This window comes from Pontibacillus sp. ALD_SL1 (genome assembly GCF_017355605.1).
In genome coordinates, this window is sequence record NZ_CP062974.1 from 1,273,977 (window position 1) to 1,297,564 (window position 23,588).

At 41.9% G+C, this 23,588-nt stretch carries 24 protein-coding genes and 2 riboswitches; of the genes, 16 read left to right on the forward strand and 8 right to left on the reverse strand.

From position 1 onward, the window contains the following. Positions 1-198: 198 nt before the first annotated feature. The 4 genes from IMZ31_RS06395 (at position 199) to IMZ31_RS06410 (ending at position 3,464) form a co-directional block, all read left to right on the forward strand. Positions 199-729: a sporulation initiation factor Spo0A C-terminal domain-containing protein gene (locus IMZ31_RS06395; protein ID WP_207529729.1), complete on the forward strand. Its 531-nt coding sequence runs from the start codon at positions 199-201 to the stop codon at positions 727-729. A gap of 179 nt (positions 730-908) precedes the next feature. Then, a complete protein-coding gene (locus IMZ31_RS06400) occupies positions 909-1,412 on the forward strand; it encodes an RNA polymerase sigma factor (RefSeq protein WP_207529730.1) in 504 nt (167 codons plus the stop codon). After that, complete coding sequence (locus tag IMZ31_RS06405; protein WP_207529731.1) at positions 1,405-2,529, forward strand: anti-sigma factor; 1,125 nt, start codon at positions 1,405-1,407, stop codon at positions 2,527-2,529. The genes IMZ31_RS06400 and IMZ31_RS06405 overlap by 8 nt, the downstream gene beginning before the upstream one ends. Before the next feature lie 191 nt (positions 2,530-2,720). Continuing rightward, on the forward strand, positions 2,721-3,464 hold the full coding sequence (locus tag IMZ31_RS06410) for a divergent polysaccharide deacetylase family protein (protein ID WP_207529732.1): 744 nt from the start codon (positions 2,721-2,723) through the stop codon (positions 3,462-3,464). Between the two features lie 106 nt (positions 3,465-3,570). Here IMZ31_RS06410 and IMZ31_RS06415 read toward each other — a convergent pair whose 3' ends face one another. Continuing rightward, positions 3,571-5,016 carry a carbon starvation CstA family protein gene (locus IMZ31_RS06415; RefSeq protein WP_207529733.1) on the reverse strand — a complete coding sequence of 482 codons (1,446 nt, stop codon included), beginning with the start codon at positions 5,014-5,016 and terminating at the stop codon, positions 3,571-3,573. A gap of 288 nt (positions 5,017-5,304) precedes the next feature. On the opposite strand from IMZ31_RS06415, the gene nhaC reads away from it, so the two are divergent. Further along, complete coding sequence (gene nhaC / locus IMZ31_RS06420) at positions 5,305-6,705, forward strand: Na+/H+ antiporter NhaC (RefSeq protein ID WP_207529734.1); 1,401 nt, start codon at positions 5,305-5,307, stop codon at positions 6,703-6,705. 237 nt (positions 6,706-6,942) lie between these two features. Here nhaC and IMZ31_RS06425 read toward each other — a convergent pair whose 3' ends face one another. Then, a complete protein-coding gene (locus tag IMZ31_RS06425; RefSeq protein WP_207529735.1) occupies positions 6,943-7,497 on the reverse strand; it encodes a CotY/CotZ family spore coat protein in 555 nt (184 codons plus the stop codon). A gap of 205 nt (positions 7,498-7,702) precedes the next feature. Between IMZ31_RS06425 and IMZ31_RS06430 the strand changes: the two genes are divergently transcribed. Next, positions 7,703-8,113, forward strand: coding sequence for a hypothetical protein (locus IMZ31_RS06430; RefSeq protein ID WP_207529736.1), 411 nt, complete (start codon positions 7,703-7,705; stop codon positions 8,111-8,113). A gap of 45 nt (positions 8,114-8,158) precedes the next feature. Here the strand turns inward: IMZ31_RS06430 and IMZ31_RS24425 are convergent, their stop codons facing one another. Together IMZ31_RS24425 and IMZ31_RS24430 are read right to left on the reverse strand one after the other, a co-directional pair. Next, positions 8,159-8,539 (reverse strand): hypothetical protein, encoded by a 381-nt coding sequence (locus IMZ31_RS24425; protein WP_242705656.1) that lies wholly within the window; start codon positions 8,537-8,539, stop codon positions 8,159-8,161. An 84-nt stretch (positions 8,540-8,623) separates the two neighbouring features. Continuing rightward, positions 8,624-9,064 carry a sodium:solute symporter family transporter gene (locus IMZ31_RS24430; RefSeq protein WP_242705657.1) on the reverse strand — a complete coding sequence of 147 codons (441 nt, stop codon included), beginning with the start codon at positions 9,062-9,064 and terminating at the stop codon, positions 8,624-8,626. 294 nt (positions 9,065-9,358) lie between these two features. On the opposite strand from IMZ31_RS24430, the gene IMZ31_RS24620 reads away from it, so the two are divergent. Next, positions 9,359-9,904: a nucleoside hydrolase gene (locus IMZ31_RS24620; RefSeq protein WP_207529737.1), complete on the forward strand. Its 546-nt coding sequence runs from the start codon at positions 9,359-9,361 to the stop codon at positions 9,902-9,904. Beyond that, positions 9,834-10,307 carry a nucleoside hydrolase gene (locus IMZ31_RS24625; RefSeq protein WP_207529738.1) on the forward strand — a complete coding sequence of 158 codons (474 nt, stop codon included), beginning with the start codon at positions 9,834-9,836 and terminating at the stop codon, positions 10,305-10,307. The genes IMZ31_RS24620 and IMZ31_RS24625 overlap by 71 nt, the downstream gene beginning before the upstream one ends. A gap of 134 nt (positions 10,308-10,441) precedes the next feature. On the opposite strand, the gene IMZ31_RS06450 is transcribed toward IMZ31_RS24625, so the two are convergent. Both IMZ31_RS06450 and IMZ31_RS06455 read right to left on the reverse strand, forming a co-directional pair. Beyond that, positions 10,442-11,566, reverse strand: coding sequence for a methionine biosynthesis PLP-dependent protein (locus IMZ31_RS06450; RefSeq protein WP_207529739.1), 1,125 nt, complete (start codon positions 11,564-11,566; stop codon positions 10,442-10,444). A gap of 167 nt (positions 11,567-11,733) precedes the next feature. Continuing rightward, positions 11,734-11,840, reverse strand: a riboswitch (SAM riboswitch). Positions 11,841-11,908: 68 nt separating this feature from the next. Next, positions 11,909-12,646, reverse strand: a complete 738-nt coding sequence (locus tag IMZ31_RS06455) for a gamma-glutamyl-gamma-aminobutyrate hydrolase family protein (RefSeq protein WP_207529740.1) — start codon at positions 12,644-12,646, stop codon at positions 11,909-11,911. Positions 12,647-12,808: 162 nt separating this feature from the next. Between IMZ31_RS06455 and IMZ31_RS06460 the strand changes: the two genes are divergently transcribed. The 6 genes from IMZ31_RS06460 to IMZ31_RS06485 all read left to right on the forward strand — a co-directional run bounded on the left by IMZ31_RS06460 (position 12,809) and on the right by IMZ31_RS06485 (position 19,759). Further along, positions 12,809-14,407: a glutathione ABC transporter substrate-binding protein gene (locus tag IMZ31_RS06460; protein ID WP_207529741.1), complete on the forward strand. Its 1,599-nt coding sequence runs from the start codon at positions 12,809-12,811 to the stop codon at positions 14,405-14,407. Between the two features lie 68 nt (positions 14,408-14,475). Continuing rightward, complete coding sequence (nikB, locus tag IMZ31_RS06465) at positions 14,476-15,405, forward strand: nickel ABC transporter permease (RefSeq protein WP_207529742.1); 930 nt, start codon at positions 14,476-14,478, stop codon at positions 15,403-15,405. Continuing rightward, positions 15,405-16,289, forward strand: a complete 885-nt coding sequence (locus tag IMZ31_RS06470) for an ABC transporter permease subunit (RefSeq protein WP_207529743.1) — start codon at positions 15,405-15,407, stop codon at positions 16,287-16,289. The genes nikB and IMZ31_RS06470 overlap by 1 nt, the downstream gene beginning before the upstream one ends. A gap of 25 nt (positions 16,290-16,314) precedes the next feature. Beyond that, entirely contained in the window at positions 16,315-17,283 is a 969-nt protein-coding gene (locus IMZ31_RS06475) for an ABC transporter ATP-binding protein (protein ID WP_207529744.1), read from the forward strand. Between the two features lie 2 nt (positions 17,284-17,285). Next, positions 17,286-18,263: an ABC transporter ATP-binding protein gene (locus tag IMZ31_RS06480; RefSeq protein WP_207529745.1), complete on the forward strand. Its 978-nt coding sequence runs from the start codon at positions 17,286-17,288 to the stop codon at positions 18,261-18,263. Between the two features lie 287 nt (positions 18,264-18,550). Next, positions 18,551-19,759, forward strand: coding sequence for a DUF819 family protein (locus tag IMZ31_RS06485; protein ID WP_207529746.1), 1,209 nt, complete (start codon positions 18,551-18,553; stop codon positions 19,757-19,759). Positions 19,760-19,821: 62 nt separating this feature from the next. Here IMZ31_RS06485 and IMZ31_RS06490 read toward each other — a convergent pair whose 3' ends face one another. After that, entirely contained in the window at positions 19,822-20,367 is a 546-nt protein-coding gene (locus IMZ31_RS06490) for a flavodoxin family protein (RefSeq protein WP_207529747.1), read from the reverse strand. Positions 20,368-20,558: 191 nt separating this feature from the next. Here IMZ31_RS06490 and IMZ31_RS06495 point away from each other — a divergent pair, with 191 nt between their 5' ends. Together IMZ31_RS06495 and IMZ31_RS06500 are read left to right on the forward strand one after the other, a co-directional pair. After that, the gene (locus tag IMZ31_RS06495; protein ID WP_207529748.1) at positions 20,559-21,443 is read left to right on the forward strand and encodes a LysR family transcriptional regulator; all 885 of its coding nucleotides are present in this window, start codon (positions 20,559-20,561) and stop codon (positions 21,441-21,443) included. Between the two features lie 86 nt (positions 21,444-21,529). Then, the gene (locus IMZ31_RS06500) at positions 21,530-22,693 is read left to right on the forward strand and encodes an iron-containing alcohol dehydrogenase (RefSeq protein ID WP_207529749.1); all 1,164 of its coding nucleotides are present in this window, start codon (positions 21,530-21,532) and stop codon (positions 22,691-22,693) included. A gap of 64 nt (positions 22,694-22,757) precedes the next feature. On the opposite strand, the gene IMZ31_RS06505 is transcribed toward IMZ31_RS06500, so the two are convergent. Beyond that, entirely contained in the window at positions 22,758-23,318 is a 561-nt protein-coding gene (locus IMZ31_RS06505; RefSeq protein ID WP_242705658.1) for a hypothetical protein, read from the reverse strand. Positions 23,319-23,489: 171 nt separating this feature from the next. Further along, positions 23,490-23,575, forward strand: a riboswitch (cyclic di-GMP riboswitch). The last annotated feature ends 13 nt before the right edge of the window (positions 23,576-23,588 follow it).

Sequence of the window (23,588 nt, forward strand, 5' to 3'; positions counted from 1 at the left end):
GTATATACAGGTGGGAGAATATACTATAAGATGTTTTTTAGTGTAAATTTGCAATTATGATGGAAAAACAACACTCTGTTTACATAAAATATGATAAAATGGTAACGTCTTTGCAGAATGGAACATTGAGGAAATTCATCATACATATTATCTAAAACATTTGAACTAGTGTACAAAGAGGTTAGAAAGGGTTAGATTATGACAGAACATCAAATTCGAACAGTTGTACAACAACTACTTTACGATATGCAAGGGTTAAAAACAAAAGTTAGAGAATTAGAAGACGAAGTAGAAAGTCTTAAACATAATCAATCAAGTAATCCAGGTTCTAAAGAGGAGCTAGAAGGTGTTCCGGTAAGTGGGCTTATCATTCATTATTTGCAGCGGATTGGAGTCCCTTCTCATATAAAGGGCTACAAGTATATCCAAAAAGCTGCCACACTTGTTTTTGAGGACCCTATCTACTTACAGAAGATGACGAAGGCCCTTTACCCAGAGATCGCCAACGCTTATGGAACGACATCGAGTCGAGTCGAGCGCGCCATTCGTCATGCAATCGAACAAGCCTGGAAGCGAGGTAGCGCAAGTCTTTTTTCTCAATGGCTCGAATGCCCTGAACACGTATTCGAACAAAAACCTTCTAACCGATTACTCATTACTCTTCTGGTGGACAAGATTCATAAAGACCGTACAGGTGAGCGTGTCCTTTATCAGGAAGTGAATATGTAACTTGAAAAGATCGCTCATTTGAGCGGTCTTTTTGTATTTTCATAAGCTCTTTTAAATGTATTTTCCGTATGAGGCATATATGGAACAAATCAACACTAAACATGAACTGAACAATCTTTAGTGACGAAACTGTAACAAAATAGCAACTAAAACGTGTATAGGGTGGAGAGGGGGAGAGGATGAAGAAGAAAAGATCTTTAGATGACTATTATGAAGCTTATGCGCAAGATGTTTATCGGTATTTGCTTTTCCTCTCCAAAGATGTAGAAACTGTAAAAGATTGTGTACAAGAAACGTTCTTTCGTGCCTATTTACATGTAGAAGAATTACCAGATGAGAAAGTAAAACCATGGCTGTTTCGGGTTGCTCGTAATGTATGGATTGATGATAAGCGTAAAAATTCCAGAGTTCATCCTTATGACGGGATCTTTGACCAAGAGGACACTCAGGGGATGCTTCCGATTGATGCCTTGCTGGTTAAAGAACGTCTGCAGACGACGCTAACTCATATTGAGCAATTACCCGATCAACAAAAGCAGGCTATTGTCCTTGTGGGGATTCATGAACTGTCGCAGGCAGAAGCTGCAAGTGTTTTGGGAATCTCTCCAGGCCATTTAAGAATATTGCTGTTTCGGGCTAGGAAGACGTTACGACAGAAGGAGAGTGAAATAGAAGATGGATGAGGAATTTAAGCGAAAGTTAGCTGCCTATGAGCGGGGGGAGTTAACGGATGAAGAGGCAGAAGAAGTGGAGAAAGATCTCGAGCGTTTGGAGGCGTATCAATCTTATTTTGATGAGACGATGGGAGAAGAAAGTGAAGCCTCAGTAGATACAAAACGTTTTGTTCGAAGGGGGAAATGGAAGGCTCGTTTTCAAAATGCTGCAACGGTTATTGGAATTCTTCTCATTGGGGCAGTAGTGATGTCGGTTGTTACGATTCTCTTTTACGGGTTAGGTGAGGAGTCCAAAATGGAAGCCTATCCAAAGGCAATCAAGGCAGCGGTAGCGACTACCAAACCTAACCTTGAGGTGGGAAGTTCAGGAGCAAATGCTGTTTTTCTTCATATGAATTTTAACGGTGATTTAGTAAAACGGGTTGGAGCAGAACGTGAGCAAGTTGGTGAGTTAAACGGAGACTTCTTGCTAAATATGCCGAATATTGATCTCGATTATGAGGAATCCCATTTTGTGCCATTTTGGTATCCAGAGCAACTAGAGGATGGAGAGTTGAAGGATGAACAGTGGGAGCGGAGGTTAGAACAGCTCCCTGAAGGTACTGTGAGTGAGTTGTATATCTCTTTCACAGAATATTTCTCGACAGATGAACTACTGTCCATTCTAAAAGATCGAGACCTGATGCCTGTTTGGTTTGCGGTAGATACGGGGCCGGATCTTGAGGAAAGGGAGATTACTCCAAAGTCTCCTATTGGATTTCCATATATCTCTCCAGCTTTGTTCATGGAGACGGAAGTCACTAAGAAAAGTGGCGGATTCTTTTTTGGTGTTGAAAGTGGTGGAGGAAGTTATTCTGTAGATTCGTATGGCGATGGGCAGAAGAGAAATCAAGACTTCTTAAATATGCTTCATTATATGAAAGAATATGAAGGAATCACAATGGATATTGCCTATCGGTCAGAGGAAGACCTCTCTCGTGACATTGCGTATATTGAAGAAAACGGAGTTCGAATCTATGGAATGGTCGTGACTGGACCTACAAAGGATTTGCTCAAATTGAAGGATGAAGAATGGGTAGGCTCAGCTTTAGTTGGGGAAGTACGACTGTGGAACTGGTTTGATTAACGGGCCTATAGAAATGATGTGAAAAGGAAGAGCGTATGAGGCTCTTCTTTTTTACGTGCATTTCATTGGATGTTAAAAATACTCAAAGTTCCGAAGGTGAGCGAGTAATGAACAGAACTTCCTACAAGAAGAATGCAATTGACCTATTTCGCAAAAGATAAAGGAACTATACCTGGAAAGGCGAGATAGTTATGAGAGTGTTTGTGTGTGCTTTGGTGTTGTTAGTCGGATGGGGTGGGATGACTACTGCTTGGGCAGGGGAGTCCAAGAAAGAACTTGCCATTGTAATCGACGATTTTGGAAATGATATGGGAGGAACTGACGCAATGTTAGAGCTTCCTGTGTCGTTGACTGTTGCTGTGATGCCATTTATGCCAACGACTGCAGAAGATGCGGAGCGTGCTTATTACTTGGGTCATGAAGTGATCGTTCATATGCCGATGGAGCCTATGAAAGGGAAGAGAAGTTGGCTGGGACCTGGGGCGATTACGACAGACCTTTCAGATGAAGAGATTAGGAAGCGCGTTCACGATGCGATTCATGCTGTTCCACATGCAGTGGGGATGAACCATCACATGGGATCAAAAGCAACGGCAAGTGAACGGGTAATGCGTATTGTACTTGAAGAGTGTAAGAATCATGGTCTGTATTATTTGGATAGTAAAACAACAGGGAGTAGCGTTATTCCCGAATTAGCTACTGAATTAGGTGTTCCTTATTTGGAAAATGAGATTTTTTTAGACCATGTGTATTCGATTGAGCATATGAAAAAGCAAGCAAAGAGGGTTGAAGAAGAGTTGGTAGAGGAAAAGGATCTTATTGCCATTGGGCATGTGGGGATTGCTGGCGAGAAGATGGTATCTGTTTTAAGCGAATTTATTCCGATTTTTAAAAGCAAAGCTGAAATCGTTCCGTTATCTGATCTTTTGCCATAGAGTAAGGTGGCCCTGGTAATTGTGCAAGTGAAACGTCATGCTTAATTAAAAAAAGGTGCCAACTCCCTTTTTATAAACAGGGGGTTGGCACCTTTTCCTTTTAAGCTTAACTTGCTTGGCGGTTTACGTCTACTGCCGGTTTGTGAGCTTTTTGTTTCAAGATCTGGATGACGAACCATGCTACAACGGCTAGCCAGATGACGGATCCGATCATCATGGACGTGGTGTAAGATAGTCCGAAACCTTCTGGTGCGTAGAAGATGTAGGTACTTACTACAGCTGTCATGAACAGGGCTGGTACGGAACAGATCCAATGAAACTTTTGATTTTGTAATAAATAAATGGCCGCGGTCCAAAGCATTACGGTTGCAACGACCTGGTTAGACCAGCCTACATAACGCCAAAGGAAGCTGTAATCAATTTGCGTTAAGAAGAATGTAGGTAGAGCAACAGGAACGATTAAGAATAGTGAACTGAGCTTACCTGTTAACTCTTTATTACGCATACGTCCAATTAAGTCTGCAAGCATCATACGGGATGAGCGAAGTGCTGTGTCTCCTGTTGTAACAGGTAAGATAATGACTCCGATTACAGCAAGGACCCCGCCAAATGCTCCAAGAGTTGATGTGCTGATTTCGTTTACAACCCCTGCTGGGCCACCAGAATTAAGAGCGGCTTGTAGGGAGCCTGTACTACCGAAGAATGTCATACCAGCTGCAGCCCAGATTAGCGCGATTACGCCTTCTGCGATCATTGCGCCGAAGAATACCTTACGACCTTCGCTTTCTTTTTTCAGTGTGCGGGCTAAGATCGGACTTTGTGTACTATGGAACCCTGAGATTGCACCGCAAGATACGGTAACCATTAGAAGCGGCCACATCGGCAGTTCGTCAGGGTGTAAGTTTTGTACGGTTAGGTTTGGAATTGGATTATCAAAGAAGAATAATCCGATGCCTATAGAAACAGCCATGAAAATTAAGATGGCACCGAATATTGGATAAACTTTTCCGATAATTTTGTTAATCGGAAGAACGGCTGCGATTAAGAAATAAGCAAAGATGACAAGTAAAGATGCCATAAATCCAAGTGGTGTCACCTCAGCCATAAGTTGGGCTGGGCCTGCTGTGAAAGCCGCAGCAACTAATATCATGAGTCCGATTGATAGGACGTTGATAATAGAACTAGCATATTTTCCTAAGTACTTTCCAACGATTGTTGGATATTGGGCTCCATTGTGTCGAATGGATAGCATACCTGAGAAGTAATCGTGAACGGCTCCTCCAAAAATAGATCCCACTACGATCCAGATAAAAGCAACTGGTCCGTAAAGAGCTCCCATGATTGCGCCGAAAATCGGTCCAAGGCCGGCGATGTTTAAGAGTTGAATTAAACTCGCTTTCCACCAGCTCATGGGCATATAGTCAAGGCCATCGTTATTTGCATAAGCGGGGGTTTGGGAATCATCGTTGACTCCAAAAATTCGTTCCACCACCTTTGCATAAACGAAATAACCTAATAGTAGTAACATGATGGATGCAAAAAATGTAACCATCGCCTAGCCTCCTCTCGAAAATTGAATGTAAGACGTATTCTATACGGATTGTTATACATAAACAACCTTTTTTCTGAAAATTTTATTTTTTCTCTTATTTTTCTCAGGGAAAGGTGGGAAGCCCGGGTTTGTGTAAGTGCTTTCAATGATAAAAATCTATATTTCCTTTAAAAAATAGATTCTTATCGGGCTAACTTATGGTATAATTCCTCGATATAAGTGAATTTTTATACGAATTTGCCGTCCTTCTTTAACGAGGATTGGCTTTTTTTGTGGAGGAGGATCAAAATGGGGCAAGCAAGATTACCCTCATTGCTTGAGGTTATTAGTGTTTTAGCTATCTTTTTAGCGATTGTATTTTCATTTACAATCTACGAATTGCCAATTCAGTTGGCATTATTTATTTCATTATTTGTTGTCATTGGACTAGGGTTGCTAGTTGGATATACGTATGATGATTTACAAGCCGCTATGATCAAAGGAATTTCAAATGGTCTAGAAGCGGTTCTGATTCTTTTGGCAGTTGGGGCGTTAGTTGGAACGTGGATTGCTGGTGGTGTTGTTCCGACACTCATCTATTATGGTTTAGAATTTATTAATCCTTCCATCTTCTTACTAGCAACACTCGTGATCTGTTCTGTTACGGCCCTTGCGACAGGGACTTCTTGGGGAACAGTAGGTACAGCCGGAATTGCTATGATGGGAATCGGTGAAGGTCTTGGAATGCCACTTCCTATGGTTGCTGGTGCTATTTTGTCTGGAGCTTACTTCGGGGATAAACTATCTCCTTTATCGGACAGTACAGTCCTAACAGCTTCGATGTCGAAAGTAAATGTGATTCAGCACGTGAAGTCGATGCTTTATTTAGACGTTCCGGCCTTTATCATTACAGGCATCTTGTTTACGGTTACAGGGTTTATGTATGGAGGCGGTGAAGCTGACCTTGATAAAGTAAACTCGATTATGGCTTCGTTAACAGATGTATTTAACATTAACGGCTTTATGTTATTGCCGGCGGTTATTGTTATTAGTTTATTGGTTATGAAGAAGCCTTCTATTCCTACCATTTCCTTTGGTGCATTGCTTGGTATTATTTGGGCGATTGGTTTCCAAGGTATGGGGCTTGCTGATGCAATTAGCACAGCGTACAGTGGCTTCAATATTACATCAGACATTGATTTTATCAATGAATTACTAGCTGGCGGCGGAATTAGCGGTATGCTTGGTTCAATCGTCGTGATTATCTTTGGTTTAGGGTTTGGCGGTTTGCTTGAGAAGATTGGAGTACTGCAGGTAATTATGGAGGCTTTCATCAATAAGATTCAATCTGCTGGTAGTCTTACTTCTTCAACACTCCTTGTTGGATTCTTCTCGAACGTATTTGGCTGTGCCATGTATGTATCGCTCATCTTAACACCTAAGATTATGGAAAGAAGCTATGATTCTCTGGGGTATCGACGCGACACATTGAGTCGTAACACAGAAGTAGGGGGAACAATGACATCAAGCATGGTGCCATGGTCAGATAATGGTATTTATATGGCTGCAACACTTGGTATTTCAACGTTCTCTTATCTACCATTTATGTGGATGAGCTTTGTTTCAATCATTATTGCGCTTATCTATGGCTATACTGGCAAGTTTATGTGGAAGAAACAAAATCCAAACGAAGCAACGCAATCCGCATAAATCAATCTCAACCTAAAAAGCCTGTCCCAACTGGGGCAGGCTTTTATTATGTGCAGCTTTAGAGAAATGAAGGGTGCCAGACACCGTTTAGTGCTTTAGCGCGAAGAAGGGTGTCTGGCACGCTTCTTTACGTTAATGTGTAGAAGTGGTCTGGTATTCTATAAATTAAAAAAGGGCAAACCAGGGGAGTGGTTTGCCAGTTCCGTATCTTAAAGAAAGGAGAACATGGGGGTTGAATTAGTCTTCTGAAGATAGTGAACCCATCATAGAAGGGTCAGATTTTAATTGTTGAACCAACTCGGCACCAGCATCCATGTCTGCCTCGCTTGCATTTAATGCAGCTACTGGGTGGAAGCAAGTGATGCCTGTAAATTTACTAAGGTCGACTTCTACACAAATCCCTGTACGGAAGAAGTTACTATATTTGAACAAAGAACCACTGCATCTTTCAGGGTAAAGAAGTTCTAAAATCGCACAGCAACGTTTGCCATCTACGAATCGCTTCACACGGAAGAATGGAGAAGGGTAAAGGCCAGAACAGCCATTATACTTCTTAACTCCCCAAGCAAAGTAAGGTAATAGACCCGCAAATGTGTTTTCGCATCCACATAGAAGTACGAACGGAATGGTGTCTCTCCCATCACCGCCTGTAGGAGAAACAAGGTCTTCAATGGCGCGGTGACATGAACCACTTTCACAGCAGTTATTGTCTACAGCGTCTTGTACTCTTGCAATTTCTCTCACCTTATCGCATACACAACGATCTTTACCAGATTTACCACAACAACTCATATACTCAACTCCTTTTTATTGATTACCCGAAGGTACTAATAGAGTATGCTGGTCCATAAATTTAGTATAGGAGTTTGTCTCTAGTACTACTAAAATGTACGGTTGTACCCTATTAAAACGTCTAGTTGTGTGGATGCATTTTGTATTTAATGTAAATTCAGGTATAATGGGCAAAAGGAACTAAATGGATAGGGGATGGAGCAAGGTGAGCATGAATGCGATGAATAGGGGAAGTAAGCTTATTTTACTAGCATTGGCTATGGCAGTTCTATCGTTTTTCTTTGCGTGGGTAGATGCAGGGATCTTATCTGAGAATGGCTTTCAGCAGCAGGGATATATATTCTTAGTTTTTTTCGTGTATCCTGTTTTCCAAGTGATAAGAAGGGGATCGATTCGCCTACTCACTGGGTATGGTAGCGCTATCGGGGGTTCTGTGTCTATCATAGCTTATATGATAAGTAAGTCGGGCAATATTTCAGGGGAAAGAGTTAACTTGGCTTCAACGGGGATGTACATCTTCCTTATCTCTACATTCTTATTAATCGCAGGCATCTATTTAAGTAGAAAAGAGGACGCTACGTCTTCTGTTACGGATGCTTCACCTTTATCTAAGTAGAAAGAGCGCTGATCCTTGGGAGCAGCGCTCTTTTTTAATTAAAAATTATTTGCTGTTTTGAGAGGAATAAACTTGATCGCTTGTGGAAGATGCTCCCCATTGTTCCTTAAGATTTTTACCTTTTTGTTTTAGAGAACGAGAAGAAGTGGACTTCATATACTTCTCATTCCAACTTCTAAGGCTGAATAACATGCAGACTATCGTAAGCCCAGCGAGAGCTGCTGTAGCTGGCCAGAAGGAAGAGGATACAATGCCTTCAGTATAAGCCACCCCAATAGGAGAGAATACGATATACGTTTGACCGACACATGCGAACAAGAAGATCGAAGTAGGCATAGCGTATTTCCAAGGTGTCATCTCTACGCTAGGATTGTGTGGCATTTGATACGCTGTTTCTCTTGGTTTGACGAAACCAATAATGAGCATGATTGCTAATTCAGTAGCAAATAGAATGCCATAGATGTGGATAAAGTGAATGGATACACTTAGTCCGAATAACTGTTCGAATCCCTACACCATTAAGTAATACGCAAACACGTGGAAGATGACCACTGATTTAGCAGCAATGGCTGGAATCTTCTTCGCTAAAACACCCATTAACACAATGGTAATAATAGGGATGTTAAAGAATCCGGTAAATTTACGGATGAGATCGCATAACCCATTTGGTGCATTTAAGAGCATAGGTGAAATGAAAAATGTTGCTAACGCGATAAGGGTTCCAACCCATTTACTAATTCGAATCATCTCTTGATCGGTAGCGTTTTTATTAATGCTTGTTTTATAGATATCAAAAGCAAACATTGTGGATGCACTGTTTAGTAATGAGTTAAATGAGCTTAGGACCGCTCCTAGTAAAACAGCTAGGAAAAAGCCATTTAAGTAAGAAGGCAGCACGTTTGCTACAAGTGTCGGATAAGCCAAGTCCGCCGAAAATTGCGTAAATAGCACCTATTATACCAATAACCCAAATGACGAGCCATACGGATTGTGTATAAGATAAGTTTAATAATGAAGGAATGTCAAAAAGTTTCAATACTGCTAGAGCGCCTGAGTAAAGCATAGAAGGGATTGTGACGAATACATAACCTAGCATAAAGAAACATATACATGTGAGTTAATGTATAAAATGGGACATATTTACTGCTTGAAATGTTTTTACATTTATGTTTAATACCCAGGAGATTATCACGATTTTTAGATGCAAACATACAGTGAAAAAAGATGAAAAGAAGGGGGTCTAGTGTGACAAATGTGCTGATCTTTACGGATATAGGAGTGGACGATACGTTTGCGCTCTTGTATGCATTTAATCATCCAGATATTCGTGTTGTAGGCGTTGTGGCAGGGTTTGGGAATGTTTCTAAAGAGAAAGTTACACGAAACGCTTATTACGTATTGAAGCAAATGAAGAAAGAGAACATCCCTCTAATCAGCGGCGCTGCTCGGTCATTTTCTGGGGATGAGCCTACGTATTATGAGGAGATTCATGGAATAAGCGGATTGGGGAATATCCAAACGGAAATCGAGAAATTTACGTTATATAACTTCGATAAAGTATTTGAAATTATCGATGAATCAGAGGATTTGGTTATTGTGAATATGGGACGTCTTACGTCTCTGGCAATGGCTTATATTACATCACCTGAAAGGATGAAGAGGACATCGCGGGTTGTGATTATGGGTGGGGCTTTTTTAGTTCCTGGCAATGTGACTCCCTATGCTGAGGCTAATTTTTTTCGGGGACCCTGTTGCAGCAAACGTTGTCTTAGACAATACTGGGCCGAATAAGATTGTACTTTGTCCCCTAAATGTTTCGATGAAAGGGATTATAACGCCTAGTCTTGTAGACAGTATCCAAAATGAATCCATAACCGAGATTGGCTCCTTAATTGGTCAATTATACGAGCCTTACTATGATTTTTATAAGAAACAAAGGCCATCTTTAAACGGAGCTCCTATGCATGATTTAATAACAATTGTTTACGTTTCTAATCCCTCTTTGTTTAAAAGTGTTAAACGTAACGTAACTGTTGAAGAGTCTTCCTACCTGACAACGGGGGTTAGTGTGGCAGATTTTCGCGATCAACCCCAAGTGAATGAATCCTTTAATAACTATTGCGAAATATTACTAGACATAGATTATCCTGCATTTATAACAGAAATCTCCACCACCATGATCGGCAAAATCTAACCACTCTAATGAAGCTTTCGTACATTACAACAGTAAAGGGTGTCTGACACTCTTTATTGCTTTAAAGATACAGAAGGTGCCAGACACGCGTCATCCCTTTAAAGCGATGATGTGGGTCTGGCACTTTTGGTTGGTTAGTTTGTTGTGCTTAGGCTTTGATTTGCTTTTTCAAGGGCTTGTTCGAAGTCGGCTGTCAGGTCTTCGATTGCTTCGATCCCTACTGAAAGGCGGAGTAGTCTGTTGCAGACTCCGTAACTAGAACGAACTTCTTCTGGTATGTCCGCATGTGTTTGTGTAGCTGGATAGGTAATGAAGGTCTCAACGCCCCCAAGACTCTCAGCAAATGTTACAAGCTCAAAATATTCTAGTAGTTTAGGAGCTAAAGCTTCTTCAGTGACACGGAAGGAGATCATACCACCTCGCCCTGGGTAAAGCACGTCTTTGATAAGCGGGTGTTCAGAAAGAAACGTGACAAGCTCTTTTGCGTTTTGTTCATGTTGTTTCATACGAAGGGGGAGTGTTTTCAACCCACGCATAAGAAGCCAACTATCAAATGGAGATAATACAGCTCCAGACCCATTTTGCTCAAGGCGTAGAGAAGTGCAAATGTCTTCATCTTGAGCGACAACAAGACCCGCTAAGCAGTCATTATGACCACCGATGTATTTGGTCGCACTGTGAATGACAAGATCGGCACCAAGTTCTATTGGTCGCTGGATATACGGTGTGTAGAAAGTGTTATCTACAATAAGGTGAAGTCCATGCTTCTTGGCAACCTCCGCCATATCTACTATATCTACTTGATGCATAAGGGGATTCGTCGGTGTCTCAATGAAGAAACCTTTTGTATTGGAAGTTATACAGGCTTCAAATTCCTCTTTACTACTCCCGCTCACATAAGAGAAAGAAAGTCCAAACTTCTTAAAGTGTGTTTCGAATAAACGATAAGATCCACCGTACACATCTTGAGTTACGATGAAATGATCGCCTGGTTGATAAGTGGAAAAGACAGCTTGGATTGCAGCCATCCCTGAGCTGAACGCAAACCCTTCACGCCCGCTCTCAAGCTGAGCAATCTTATCCTCTAATAGATTACGAGTCGGGTTTCCTGTACGTACATAATCATATCCAGTCGATTGGCCTACTCCTGCATGTCGGTAAGCTGTAGATAAATATAATGGGGGATTAACCGTACCTGTTGTACTTTCGCTACGGTTACCCGTCTGTGCAAATTCTGTTTCTGCCTGATATCGTCTCATAGTACCCTTCAACTCCTTTAGTATAGTGAAGCGTGCCAGACACCCGTTAACGCTTTAGTGCGACAAAGGGTGCCAGACACCCATCAGTGCTTTAGTGCATGAACGTATTCTTAGCATTAGAAAAAGGCTCTTCAGAAGAAGAGCCTTTTGTGGGTAAGGTGCACTTCTTCTTATCTTCAAGTGATTCATCACTTGCTGGAAGGAGCACCACATCATTTAAGATAGGTTGCTGAAGCGTCAACGGACCAGTTCCCTCGGCTTCTCTGAATAAGAAATAAGAAAGTGTTTAACTATAATTTTCTCTATACTATACATAAAATTGGTTCATCATGCAATAAGATATCAGAATTTTTTTACTTGAATGACTTCTTTAACGAATCGGTTAAACAGCTGCTGCATCCGTTTATGCTTGGCTGTCATCATTTCAGCATGCCATTGTACACCGATCACAAATCCTTCTTCGTCTTCTTTTTCAATTGCCTCAATCACTCCATCAGCTGCGAAAGCCGTAGCTCTAAACCCTGGAGCGACCTCTTTAATCGATTGGTGATGAAAGGAGTTGGTAATGGTTTTCTCGCCAAATTGTTCCCGCATTATGCTTTCTGGTTCTGTTGTAATTGTATGAGTCTCTTGCCATGGTTTGTTGTACTGATCATGCTTCAGGGGTTCTTGGGCCATATAAGATACGTCCTGATATAACGAACCACCATAAGTGACGTTTAAGATCTGAACGCCTCTGCAAATAGCGAACACCGGCTTTCCTTGACGAATCATTTCTTTTGCTAGGATCGCTTCAGAGTGATCACGTTCTGGAAAAGGGGAGCCTTGTTTCGGACGAGGCTCTTCATTGTATAGCAGCGGATTTACATCTTGTCCTCCCGAAAGAACAAGTCCGTCCATGGCTAAAGCTTGCGCTTGAACGGTTTCGTCATCTTCAAGAACAGGGAGAATAAACGGAACTCCACCTGCACGTAATACGGATTGAACATAATCATTATTTACATAAGCGCGGTCGTAACCAGGGAATCGACCACCCTGATCGATAATCATACTTCCTGATATTCCGATAAGTGGTTTCATACGGAGTGAGCTCCTTTTGTTAAATTCTTTTAAATTTTTATTTTGACAACCAGATACTTCTATTATAAAATCCAAGTAATTTGATATGAATTACATGCTATTATAGTATAGCTAGTGATGGTGTACATAATCAATTAAAAAATTAACAAAGGGGAGTCATTTTTGAAGTTATCACGCTTATTTACGGTCTTATTTCTTACTCTTGTACTTGTCGTTGCTGGTTGCAGCAACGGTGGAGATACGGAGGAAGACACATCATCAAAAAATAAAGACAAAACTACACCTCCTTCTAGTGAAGAAGGGTTAACGATTGCGGTGGAGAGTAATTTTACTAGTTTAGACCCGCATGACACGAACGACAACCAATCATACTCTGCACAGTCTGCCATTTACGAAGGCTTGCTGGGTTTTGATGAGGATTTAAACATCGTTCCTGTCTTAGCGAAAGATTATAGTGCGAATGAAGACTCAACAGAATTTACATTCACATTAAAAGAAGGCATTACGTTCCATGATGGAGCGCCTTTCAATGCGGAAGCTGTGAAAGCAAACTTAGATCGTTTATCAGATCCGGAAAGTCAGCTTCGTCGAGCGTCTTTATTTGAGCTCGTTGAGAAAACAGAAGTCCTTAGCGAATATGAAGTGAAAGTGACATTGAAAGAACCATTTGGTGCGATGCCGAACAACTTTGCACACCCAGCTGCTGGAATGATTAGTCCGAAAGCTTTAGAACAAAGCAATCAGGATATTGCTCGTAACCCGGCCGGTACGGGACCATTCAAATTCGTAGAATGGAAAAGTGGCGACCATCTAACGGTGGAGAAGAACGAAGAGTACCGTGAGGAAGGGTTACCGAAAGTAGACAAAATCGAATTTAAACCAGTACCAGAGAGTGGTTCTCGCGTTGCGATGCTTCAAACAGGAGAAGCAGATTTCGCTTTCCCTGTAGCACCAAACCAAGTTGAAACTCTTAAAGAAGAAGAGGGCGTTTCCATCGAAACGAAACCATCTCTTGTTGTTAAGTACTTCTCTATGAACACGATGAAAGAACCATTTAATGATCCGAAAGTTCGTAAGGCGATGAATTATGCAATCGATAAAGAAGCATACATTAAAGTGGTTTACGACGGCTATGCAACTCAGACGAAATCAGTTATTGCTCCGAATACCCAACACTATGAAGAACAAGAGGTTTACGAATATGACCCAGAAAAAGCTAAAGAACTACTAGCTGAAGCGGGTTATCCAGATGGTTTTGAAACAACAATTTGGGGCGGTACAAGCTCATTGAAACAAAAAATGATGTCATTCTATAAACAGCAGCTTAGTCAAGTTGGTGTAACATTAAATGTTGTACCAATGGAAGGTGGAACGTTAGGCGATAAAATTTGGGGTGTCGACAATCCTGAAGACGCTGAACTAGAACTTTATAACGGTGGTTGGTCTCCATCTACAGCGGATGCGGACTGGGGTATGCGCCCGCTATTTAGCAGCAATTCCTTCCCACCTGACGCCTACAACACAGCTTACTATAAGAATGAAAAAGTGGATGAACTGCTTCAAAAAGGATTGTCCACTGCTGATGACCAAGAGCGCGGTGAATACTACGCTGAGGCGCAAAAGATCATTTGGGATGAGTCCCCTTGGGTACCTCTTGCCGTACCAGATATTCTTTACGGAAAGCAGGATTACGTTCAAGGCTTAACCATGCTTTCTTCAGGCGTTATGGATCTTAAACAAGCAGAAATCGTATCAGAATAACCAAGGAGAGGTTGAGCGATTAGCTCAGCCTCTTTCATTGCTTATATACGAAAAAAAGGAGGGAGCTCATGCTGAAGTATAGTGTGAAGCGGATATTGGGTATGATTCCGCTGTTGTTTGTTATATCTCTTATTGCCTTTATGTTCGTTCACTTAATACCAGGTGACCCTGCGAGACTGATCGCTGGTACGGACGCTACGATTGAAGAAATTGAAAATATTCGTGAAAAGTATGGATTAGATCAGCCGCTGTATCAGCAGTATATTGACTATATGGGGAATCTTTTTCAAGGCGACCTAGGACAGTCGATTGTAACGGGGCGCCCTGTTTTAGACATGTTAGTCGAGCGCTTCGGTCCTACCCTTAGGCTGACACTAGCTAGTATGGCATGGGCGCTTATCTTTGGTCTTTTAATTGGCGTTATCTCAGCTGTTAAACGGAACAAATGGCCAGATCACTTTTCCATGTTTCTTGCGGTATCTGGTGTATCGATTCCGTCCTTTTGGCTTGGGCTTATGATGATTCAACTCTTCTCTGTTCAGCTAGGCTGGTTCCCAACAGGAGGAATAGGTGGATTAGAAACGTATATTCTTCCATCCTTTACGCTCGGAGCAGGTGTGGCGGCTATTATCGCGCGCTTCACGAGGTCGTCTTTAATGGATGTGTTAAAAGAAGATTACATCCGCACAGGGCGATCAAAAGGTTTGACCGAATTTAAAGTGATCAATCGGCATGCAGTCAGAAATGCACTCATTCCGGTCGTCACCATGTCTGGACTACAGTTTGGATTCTTATTGAGTGGCTCCATTATTACGGAAACAATCTTCAGCTGGCCGGGTCTTGGTAGATTATTAATTAATTCCATAACAGCTCGTGATTATCCCGTGATTCAGTCAGAGATTCTATTATTCTCGCTCGAGTTCTTACTTATTAATCTATTAGTTGATTTGTTATATGGATTCTTAAATCCAAAAATTCGCTATGAGGAGGGTTCATAATGGCGGAAGCAGCGACTAAAACAGAAGAGCAACAAGAGAAGAAAGCAACACCGACCCAACAATTTTGGAAGTCTTTTAAGAAACAAAAAGTCTCCTTTGCTGCAGGGATCTTTTTACTCCTATTATTTATCGTTGCCATTATCGGACCATGGATCGCTCCTTATGGACCCCAAGAATACGATTACGACAATCTTTTATCAGGACCTTCTTGGGAGCACCTGGCGGGAACGGATGATTTCGGTCGGGACATCTTTAGCCGTATTCTTCACGGTGCTTGGATTTCTCTATCAGTCGGGTTATCGTCTGTTTTTATAGGTGCTTTATTAGGTACGATTCTTGGCATTATTAGTGGTTATTTTGGCAAGTGGGTGGATAGTGCCATTATGCGTGTGATGGACGTCTTGCTCGCGTTTCCTGGGATGCTTCTTGCGATTGGGATTATTGCCATATTAGGGCCTGGCCTTTTCAATGTCGTCATGGCTGTGGCGATTTTTAGCGTGCCTGTCTTTGCGCGCATTATCAGAAGTAGCACGCTTGCGATTAAATCAACGCTTTATGTGGAAGCGACTCAATCCATCGGTTCCTCTCACTTTCGAGTCATCATGAAGCACATTTTCCCTGGAACGGTCTCGACGCTAATTGTGTACTTCACGATGCGTATTGGTTCAGCGATCTTAATTGCAGCTGGACTAAGTTTCTTAGGGTTAGGGGCTGATCCTTCTACACCAGAGTGGGGAGCGATGCTTAGTAATGGGCGAGATTATTTAAACAATGCACCACACGTTACGTTTTTCCCGGGGCTTGCGATTTTCCTTACCGTGCTTGCCTTTAATTTATTAGGGGATGGACTGCGTGATGCGCTCGATCCGAAAATACGAGATTAGGCCGTAGCGAAGGGAGAGAAGTACGATGACAGCACCTATTTTATCAATTAATCAACTGTATACAAGCTTCCGCGTTGACGGCGAAACGATTCCGGCTGTGGAGGGGATCGATCTATCCCTTTATCCTGGCGAAATCGTTGGTCTCGTGGGGGAGTCCGGAAGTGGTAAAAGTGTAACCTCCTTATCTGTAATGCAACTACTGGATGAAACGCCAGGAGAAGTGACAGGAGGAGAGGTTTTATTCCAAGGTCAAGATCTATTGAAGTTCACAGATCGTCAAAAGCGAAAGGTTCGAGGGAATGATATCTCAATGATTTTCCAAGAACCGATGACTTCGTTGAACCCTGTTTTAAAAATTGGTAAGCAGCTTGTTGAAGCGATTCGAGAGCATCAGCGAATAAGTCAGACGGATGCCAAGAAGCATGCGATTCACATGCTGAATCAGGTAGGGATTCCTCGCTCAGAGGAAATTATGAATGAATACCCTCACCAGCTATCAGGAGGGATGCGTCAGCGGGTGATGATTGCCATGGCGATGTCGTGTGATCCGAAAGTGTTAATTGCAGACGAACCGACAACAGCCCTTGATGTAACAATTCAGGCACAAATCTTAGATGTGATGCGCAACATGCGTGAGGAGCATAACACTTCGATTTTGTTTATCACTCATGACTTAGGTGTCATTGCTGAGATGTGTGATCGAGTGGCTGTCATGTATTCAGGCCGGATTGTGGAACAGGGGACCGTTTATGAAATCTTTGAGAACCCGAAGCACCCTTATACAAAAGGGCTTCTTGGCTCGATTCCAAAGCTTGGAGCAAAAGAAGATCGTTTAGATTCCATTCAAGGTCAGGTGCCTACAGTGGAAGACCGACCAAAAGGATGTAAGTTTGCAAACCGGTGTCCATTTGTCATGGATCATTGCTGGGAAGAGGAACCGCCATTATTCGATGGTGAGAACAGGTGCTGGCTGCATGAACGAGAGGAGGCTTGAGAATGAAGGAACCGCTATTACAAGTAGATGGTTTGAAGAAGCATTTCGTTAGTCAAAAGGGATTCCGCAAAAGTTCCAAGCAAGTGGTAAAAGCCGTGGATGGTGTATCATTTGATATTAAACCTGGTGAAACATTTGGGCTTGTTGGCGAATCAGGCTGCGGGAAATCGACAACGGGTCGAATGATTATGAGAATGCTTGAGGCGACAGAAGGGACGATTACCTTTAATGGTGAGCGTTTGGACCAATTGTCAGGCAAGGACTTGAAGAAAGCTAGAAAAGATTTTCAAATGATATTTCAGGATCCTTATGCTTCCTTAAATCCTCGCATGACGGTTAGAGATATTATTGCTGAGCCGTTAATCGTTCATGAGGTGGAAACAGCAAATGGAATTGATAGAAGAGTATACGAACTGCTAGATACAGTTGGGTTGCCACGCAAGGTTGCACAACGCTATCCGCATGAATTTAGTGGAGGTCAACGCCAACGTATTGGGATTGCTCGAGCTCTGGCTGTTAAGCCGAAGCTGATTATTGCAGATGAGCCCGTATCTGCATTAGATGTTTCGATTCAGTCTCAAGTATTGAACTTGTTGAAAGACTTGCAAGATGAATTCGACTTAACGTATTTATTCATTGCTCACGACTTAAGCGTCGTTGACTTCATCTCAGATCGTATTGGTGTTATGTACTTAGGGAAGCTAGTGGAAATAGGGGATCGGGAGTCGATTATTCAGAATCCTCAGCACCCATATACCAAAGCACTGTTATCAGCAGTACCAGTTCCAGATCCAAGAGCGAAGAGGGAGCGAATTGTACTTGAAGGAGATCTACCAAGTCCTTCAAATCCACCATCAGGATGCCCATTCCACACACGCTGTCCATTCGCATGGGATCGGTGCGTGAACGAAACACCAGAGCTTCAAACAGCCGAAACAACAGGCCACACCGCAGCCTGCCACCTCCTCGATGAACTTTAGCCAAGTAAAGGGTGCCAGACACGCATCAGTGCTGTAGTGAACGAAAGGGTGTCTGGCACGCGTTTATGCTTCACAGAGGTAAAGTAATAGAGAGGAACAAGCGTTTAGCACTGCTTTTGTAGTGTGAGTGTGCTTGTTCCGTTTTGTTGTGGTATAACAGATTCCTGCCTATTCTGAAGTGTTCGAATTATTTCAATGTTACGAACTATTGCGAATGTAATCGGATACACAATATGCTGTGCTATAATAGATTCCTCGACATAGTTCGACAGATTAGGAGGATGACGATGTACTTAACATTAAATGCAGCATTAATACAGGAACCTATGGCTCTATTAGCCTATCTGTCTGCCCTTATCGGCGGTGTGTATATGCTAGCTCAATGGAAGAATCCATTCGTGCAGAAGTTCTTTCATTATGCACCCCCATTAATTTGGGCTTATTTCTTGCCTATGCTATCTACTACGTTTGGGATAACGCCTTCAAGTTCAGATCTTTATAGCTTTGTAAGTGCGTATATTCTACCATTTGGTCTCTTATTACTTTTACTCTCTACTGATGTAAAAGCAACGTTACGCCTTGGACCAAAAGCAATCTTTTTATTCTTATCAGGGACAATTGGTGTCATTATTGGTGCACCTATTGCTATGGCGATCTTCCAACCATTCCTGCCAGAAGATGCATGGAAAGGGGTAGCAGCTCTTGCCGGAAGTTGGATTGGCGGTACTGCAAACATGGCTGCCTTAACGGAAGCGGTCGGTACCCCAAGCGATGTACTTTCACCTATAATTGTCGTCGACACAGTTGTTGGTTACACATGGATGGGAATTATGATCGCTCTTGCTGGTTATCAGGATCAGTTTAATAGATGGAACAAAGCAGATAATTCTGTAGTAGAGAAAATCAATGCTCAAATCGGTGAAATTGCTGCGAAGCGTGCGCAACCTATAGCCGTTCCACAATTGTTAGGAATCTTGGGCCTTGGTTTTGGTGTTTCTTACGTGGTGCGTAAATTTGCTGAAACGGATTTTCTGCCAACCAGTTCTGTCCTTTCAGCGGGGACATGGACCATCATGATTATCGCGGCTATTGGTGTAGCCTTATCATTTACTAAAGTGCGAGAGTTAGATGACTACGGTGCAAGTAATATTGGTTACGCTGGTATTTATTTATTGCTTACAACCATTGGTGCAAAAGCGGACCTGGCAGCTGTTGTCGAAGCACCAGCTTATATTGGTCTTGGTATCGTTTGGCTAGCGATTCACATCCTAGTTATCTTTATGATGGCTAGACTACTTCGTGCACCATTATTCTTCGTGGCTGTTGGATCTCAAGGAAATATTGGGGGAACAAGTTCAGCACCCGTTGTTGCTTCTGTATTCCAACCAGCTCTTGCTCCGGTAGGCTTACTTATGGGAATTTTGGGGAACGTCGTCGGTACGTATGCAGCTGTATTAACGGCCTGGTTAGCAGAATTGGCCTCAAAACTGTTTTAATCGTATATAAGAATTTCATATGTATGAATAAGAAGCCCTCCCGTGAAATGGGGAGGGCTTCTTTACGTTAAGGTCTTAAAATGTGCGTTCCATTGCTTCGCTTTTTCTAGTGCAAGAACGTCTAATTTAATTTCCCCTGGCTTTACAGCGTTTGCAATCACATAGTCCGTATAAGTCATACCAACAAAGTCAAAGATATGGCCGAATTGCTGAATAAGCGGGAGGGCTGTGATATGAGGGTTACTTCCGCCAGCAGTCACCACATAAGCCTGCTTTTCCCTCAAAGAATCTTTCATGTTAAAGCGCTTATCTCTTAAATACTGACTCCAGCGATCAAAGAAAGTCTTCATCTGAGCAGACATCCCGAACCAATAAACAGGCGTTGCAAACACGATCACATCATGAGCTAGCAACTGTTCTAAAACCAATTCGTAATCATCGGAAGAAGGAGAGAATCCCTTCTCACTATGACGCTGATCGATAATCGGATCGAGCTTATAGTCACCTAAAAAAAGTTCTGTATGCTGAACCCCGTCCATGATCTGATTAACCAGATATTCCGTATTCCCCTCACGCCTTGAACTTCCTAGAATCGTTAAGATCTTCATCGTAACACTCCTTTATACCAAAGCTTTGTTAAAGTTTAATGTTTCTATTTAATCAAGATTAGGGCAGTAATCCTGGAAGAATCAACACCCAATATCAATAGAGCCTATAGTAAAGTGTACCATTGTAACCACCATCAACGTTATCTATAATAGATGATACTAATCATTAAAAATATTGATAGGAGACAGGTATGGATCTAAAGTTATTTGAAACGTTTCACGAGGTAGCCAAGTCTGGAAGTTATACAAAGACCGGAGAAGCTCTGGGGTACGCTCAATCAAGTGTAACGACACAAATTAAAAAGATAGAAGATTATTATGGAGTAAAGTTGTTTGAGCGAGTAGGGCAAAGGATGCGTCTTACATCTTCAGGTGAAGAACTACTCTACTACACAAAACAAGTGGAGGACCTATTAGATGAAGCGGAAATTCGGTTATCAGAAGGGAGCTCTGTAAGAGGTACAATTCGAATTGGGACAGTCGAATCTTTGGCTGCCTATTTTATCACTCCTTATATTAAATTATTAAAAACACGTCACCCGGACCTTGTTATTCAACTTGAGGCAGGGCTTTGTCCGAATTTAAAGCAAGGAACGGTCGATGCCAATTTTGATGTAGCCATCCTTTTAGATCGGTATGTGAATCATCCAAGCTTAACCACGATTCCAATTCGAGAAGAGGAACTCGTACTCATTGCCCCACCTAATCATCCGTTATCGAAAGAGTCTCATCTGGATCTAAAAGCTTTGGCAGCGGAAACACTTATTTTGACAGAAAAGGGCTGTTCATACCGCACTTTATTTGAGGACTTGCTCCGAGAAGAAGGGGTAGACATTCAATCTGTCATATCTTTTACTAGCCTCGAGGCGATCAAGCAATGCGTAGCAGATGGTCTTGGGATTGCGCTCTTACCTAAGATTACGGTAGAACAGGAATTAAAGCAGAATAAGGTAGTTGAGCTACCGTTTCACCATGAGAAGGTAATGTTATGGACGCAGCTTGTATACCAAAAGAAGAAGTGGATTACACCTCCAATTCAAGAGTTATTGACCCTTATAACAGATCAAGCAGAGTAGCCATCATTTTTATTGATACCGATCATTAAAAACCTTGCATAATGGTTGCTCCCTTAGCATGGTATGATGGCCGGTGAGGTGATTTTATGAATACATTTTTACAACACAATCCAACTAAACTTTATTTTGGCAAAGGTCAAGTTGAACATATTGCAACAGAAATACCTGAAGACAGCCGGGTTCTCCTTGTATATGGGGGCGGAAGTATTAAAAGGAATGGTGTCTATGATGCTGTTATGGCTCAGTTAAACAGCATGAATGCATCTGTCTTTGAACTTACTGGAGTTGAACCGAATCCTCGTTTAACAACGGTAGAGAAAGGGGTTGCGATTTGTAAAGAAGAACAAATCGACTACCTTTTAGCTGTTGGAGGGGGGAGTGTAATTGATTGTACAAAAGGAATTGCGGCTGCTGCCCATTATGATGGTGAGGCGTGGGATTTATTTACACAAAAAGCTCCTATTGAATCAGCCATTCCGCTTGGCACTGTGCTTACATTGGCAGCAACAGGATCTGAGATGAATCCTGTATCGGTCATTACGAATTTGGATACGAAAGATAAAATTGGCTGGGGTTCACCACATGTGTATCCCACATTCTCTATTCTTGATCCGTCCTATACGTTCTCCGTACCTGAAGATCAAACGGTATATGGAATCGTTGACAGTATGTCCCATGCGTTAGAGCATTACTTTCACCGCACAGAGAATACTCCAATGATCGACGGGTTTATCGAATCCTTATTAAGGACAGCCATTGAAACGGGGCCGAAGCTTGTTAAAGATCCACAATCCTTCGACCACCGTGAAACGATGATGTACCTTAGTACCACTGCTTTTAATGGTACACTCTCAAACGGAACAGATGGCGGAGATTGGGCCACACATCGCATTGAGCATGCAATAAGTGCAGTCTATGACATTCCTCATGGCGGCGGACTGGCTATCTTGTTCCCTAACTGGTTAGAGCACGTACTTGAAGAAGATCCAACTCGTGTGAAGCAGTTAGCTGTGAGAGTCCTTGGAGTGTCACCTGAAGGAAAAGAGGATAAAGAAGTGGCGCTTGAAGGGGCAATAGCCTTACGCAACTTCTGGAACTCAATCGGAGCACCCAATCGATTAAGCGACTATGACATTGATGATCGTCATTTCGATGACATTGTTAAGAAAACATTTATCAAGCCAGGTGTCGGGACGTACAAAGAGATGGACCCTGCTAGCGTTCTTGATATTCTGAATCGTTCGTTATAATACGTGACATATAAAAGGGGCACATCTATCCAATAGAAGCGCTCCTTTTATTTTGTAGGCGAAGCTAGTTGCTTTCATAATCAACTGAATTAGCTATATCAATCAGCGATTCAGTAGTAACCTTGCTAGAAATCCTCTTATCTACACTGATCCAATATTGCCAATGATTTTCCTCGAAGACTAATGCATTCCAACCTTCACTAAGGTGTAAATACAAAGCTTCACTACCATTATGAAGTTTTAGTCTTTTAGCAACATAGTTATCTTTAATCGGAATTTTAGCTTCTATCGGTCGAACATCTATTTTGTAGTGATTTTTAGAGGAACTTTCATGTACATATTCGATTGCTAAAGAGTCATTCTGGGTTCCTTCTAAGTTGTTAAATCTTCCGAAATAATGTGTGAAGGTTACGGGTGGAACTCTAAGGGGGAGCTTCAAATCGCGCTTGAAATGTTGTTCGACCTCCTTAATAGCCTCTTCAGGTGTTTTGTATCCAATCTCTGAGTAAATCTCTTCTAAAGGTCGAGAGCTATTACTCGCCTGACCTTGAATGATCCCGTATTGGCATGTGTGAAAATAAATGAAAACAATTAATGAAAGATAAACATACTTTTTGATCGTCATCACCCTGACTTTCTTTTAGGTATATGTTTAACCATTAAATAAGAATCATTCCAGAGGTGTTTATATGAAGGTTTCTCTATATTTGTGGAGAATAATAATTCCATCACTAACAGAACCTAAGAAATATATAGAAAAAAAGTCATATTTATGGTACTTTTAATACTAGATTACAACGTAAATAGGCAAATATATCGAAAGGTATGGACGCAAAGCCACGAGCCTAAAGTCTTAAGGATTACGGTGGTCGGGCTGCAAATTTTTCGAGGGGGT

Coding starts and splice junctions, on each gene's coding strand:
- IMZ31_RS06395 (WP_207529729.1), top strand. CDS start 199: ATGACAGAACATCAAATTCGAACAGTTGTACAACAACTACTTTACGAT.
- IMZ31_RS06400 (WP_207529730.1), top strand. CDS start 909: ATGAAGAAGAAAAGATCTTTAGATGACTATTATGAAGCTTATGCGCAA.
- IMZ31_RS06405 (WP_207529731.1), top strand. CDS start 1,405: ATGGATGAGGAATTTAAGCGAAAGTTAGCTGCCTATGAGCGGGGGGAG.
- IMZ31_RS06410 (WP_207529732.1), top strand. CDS start 2,721: ATGAGAGTGTTTGTGTGTGCTTTGGTGTTGTTAGTCGGATGGGGTGGG.
- IMZ31_RS06415 (WP_207529733.1), bottom strand. CDS start 5,016: ATGGTTACATTTTTTGCATCCATCATGTTACTACTATTAGGTTATTTC.
- nhaC (WP_207529734.1), top strand. CDS start 5,305: ATGGGGCAAGCAAGATTACCCTCATTGCTTGAGGTTATTAGTGTTTTA.
- IMZ31_RS06425 (WP_207529735.1), bottom strand. CDS start 7,497: ATGAGTTGTTGTGGTAAATCTGGTAAAGATCGTTGTGTATGCGATAAG.
- IMZ31_RS24425 (WP_242705656.1), bottom strand. CDS start 8,539: ATGCTCATTATTGGTTTCGTCAAACCAAGAGAAACAGCGTATCAAATG.
- IMZ31_RS24625 (WP_207529738.1), top strand. CDS start 9,834: ATGCTGAGGCTAATTTTTTTCGGGGACCCTGTTGCAGCAAACGTTGTC.
- IMZ31_RS06450 (WP_207529739.1), bottom strand. CDS start 11,566: ATGAGACGATATCAGGCAGAAACAGAATTTGCACAGACGGGTAACCGT.
- IMZ31_RS06455 (WP_207529740.1), bottom strand. CDS start 12,646: ATGAAACCACTTATCGGAATATCAGGAAGTATGATTATCGATCAGGGT.
- nikB (WP_207529742.1), top strand. CDS start 14,476: ATGCTGAAGTATAGTGTGAAGCGGATATTGGGTATGATTCCGCTGTTG.
- IMZ31_RS06470 (WP_207529743.1), top strand. CDS start 15,405: ATGGCGGAAGCAGCGACTAAAACAGAAGAGCAACAAGAGAAGAAAGCA.
- IMZ31_RS06475 (WP_207529744.1), top strand. CDS start 16,315: ATGACAGCACCTATTTTATCAATTAATCAACTGTATACAAGCTTCCGC.
- IMZ31_RS06480 (WP_207529745.1), top strand. CDS start 17,286: ATGAAGGAACCGCTATTACAAGTAGATGGTTTGAAGAAGCATTTCGTT.
- IMZ31_RS06485 (WP_207529746.1), top strand. CDS start 18,551: ATGTACTTAACATTAAATGCAGCATTAATACAGGAACCTATGGCTCTA.
- IMZ31_RS06490 (WP_207529747.1), bottom strand. CDS start 20,367: ATGAAGATCTTAACGATTCTAGGAAGTTCAAGGCGTGAGGGGAATACG.
- IMZ31_RS06495 (WP_207529748.1), top strand. CDS start 20,559: ATGGATCTAAAGTTATTTGAAACGTTTCACGAGGTAGCCAAGTCTGGA.
- IMZ31_RS06500 (WP_207529749.1), top strand. CDS start 21,530: ATGAATACATTTTTACAACACAATCCAACTAAACTTTATTTTGGCAAA.
- IMZ31_RS06505 (WP_242705658.1), bottom strand. CDS start 23,318: ATGACGATCAAAAAGTATGTTTATCTTTCATTAATTGTTTTCATTTAT.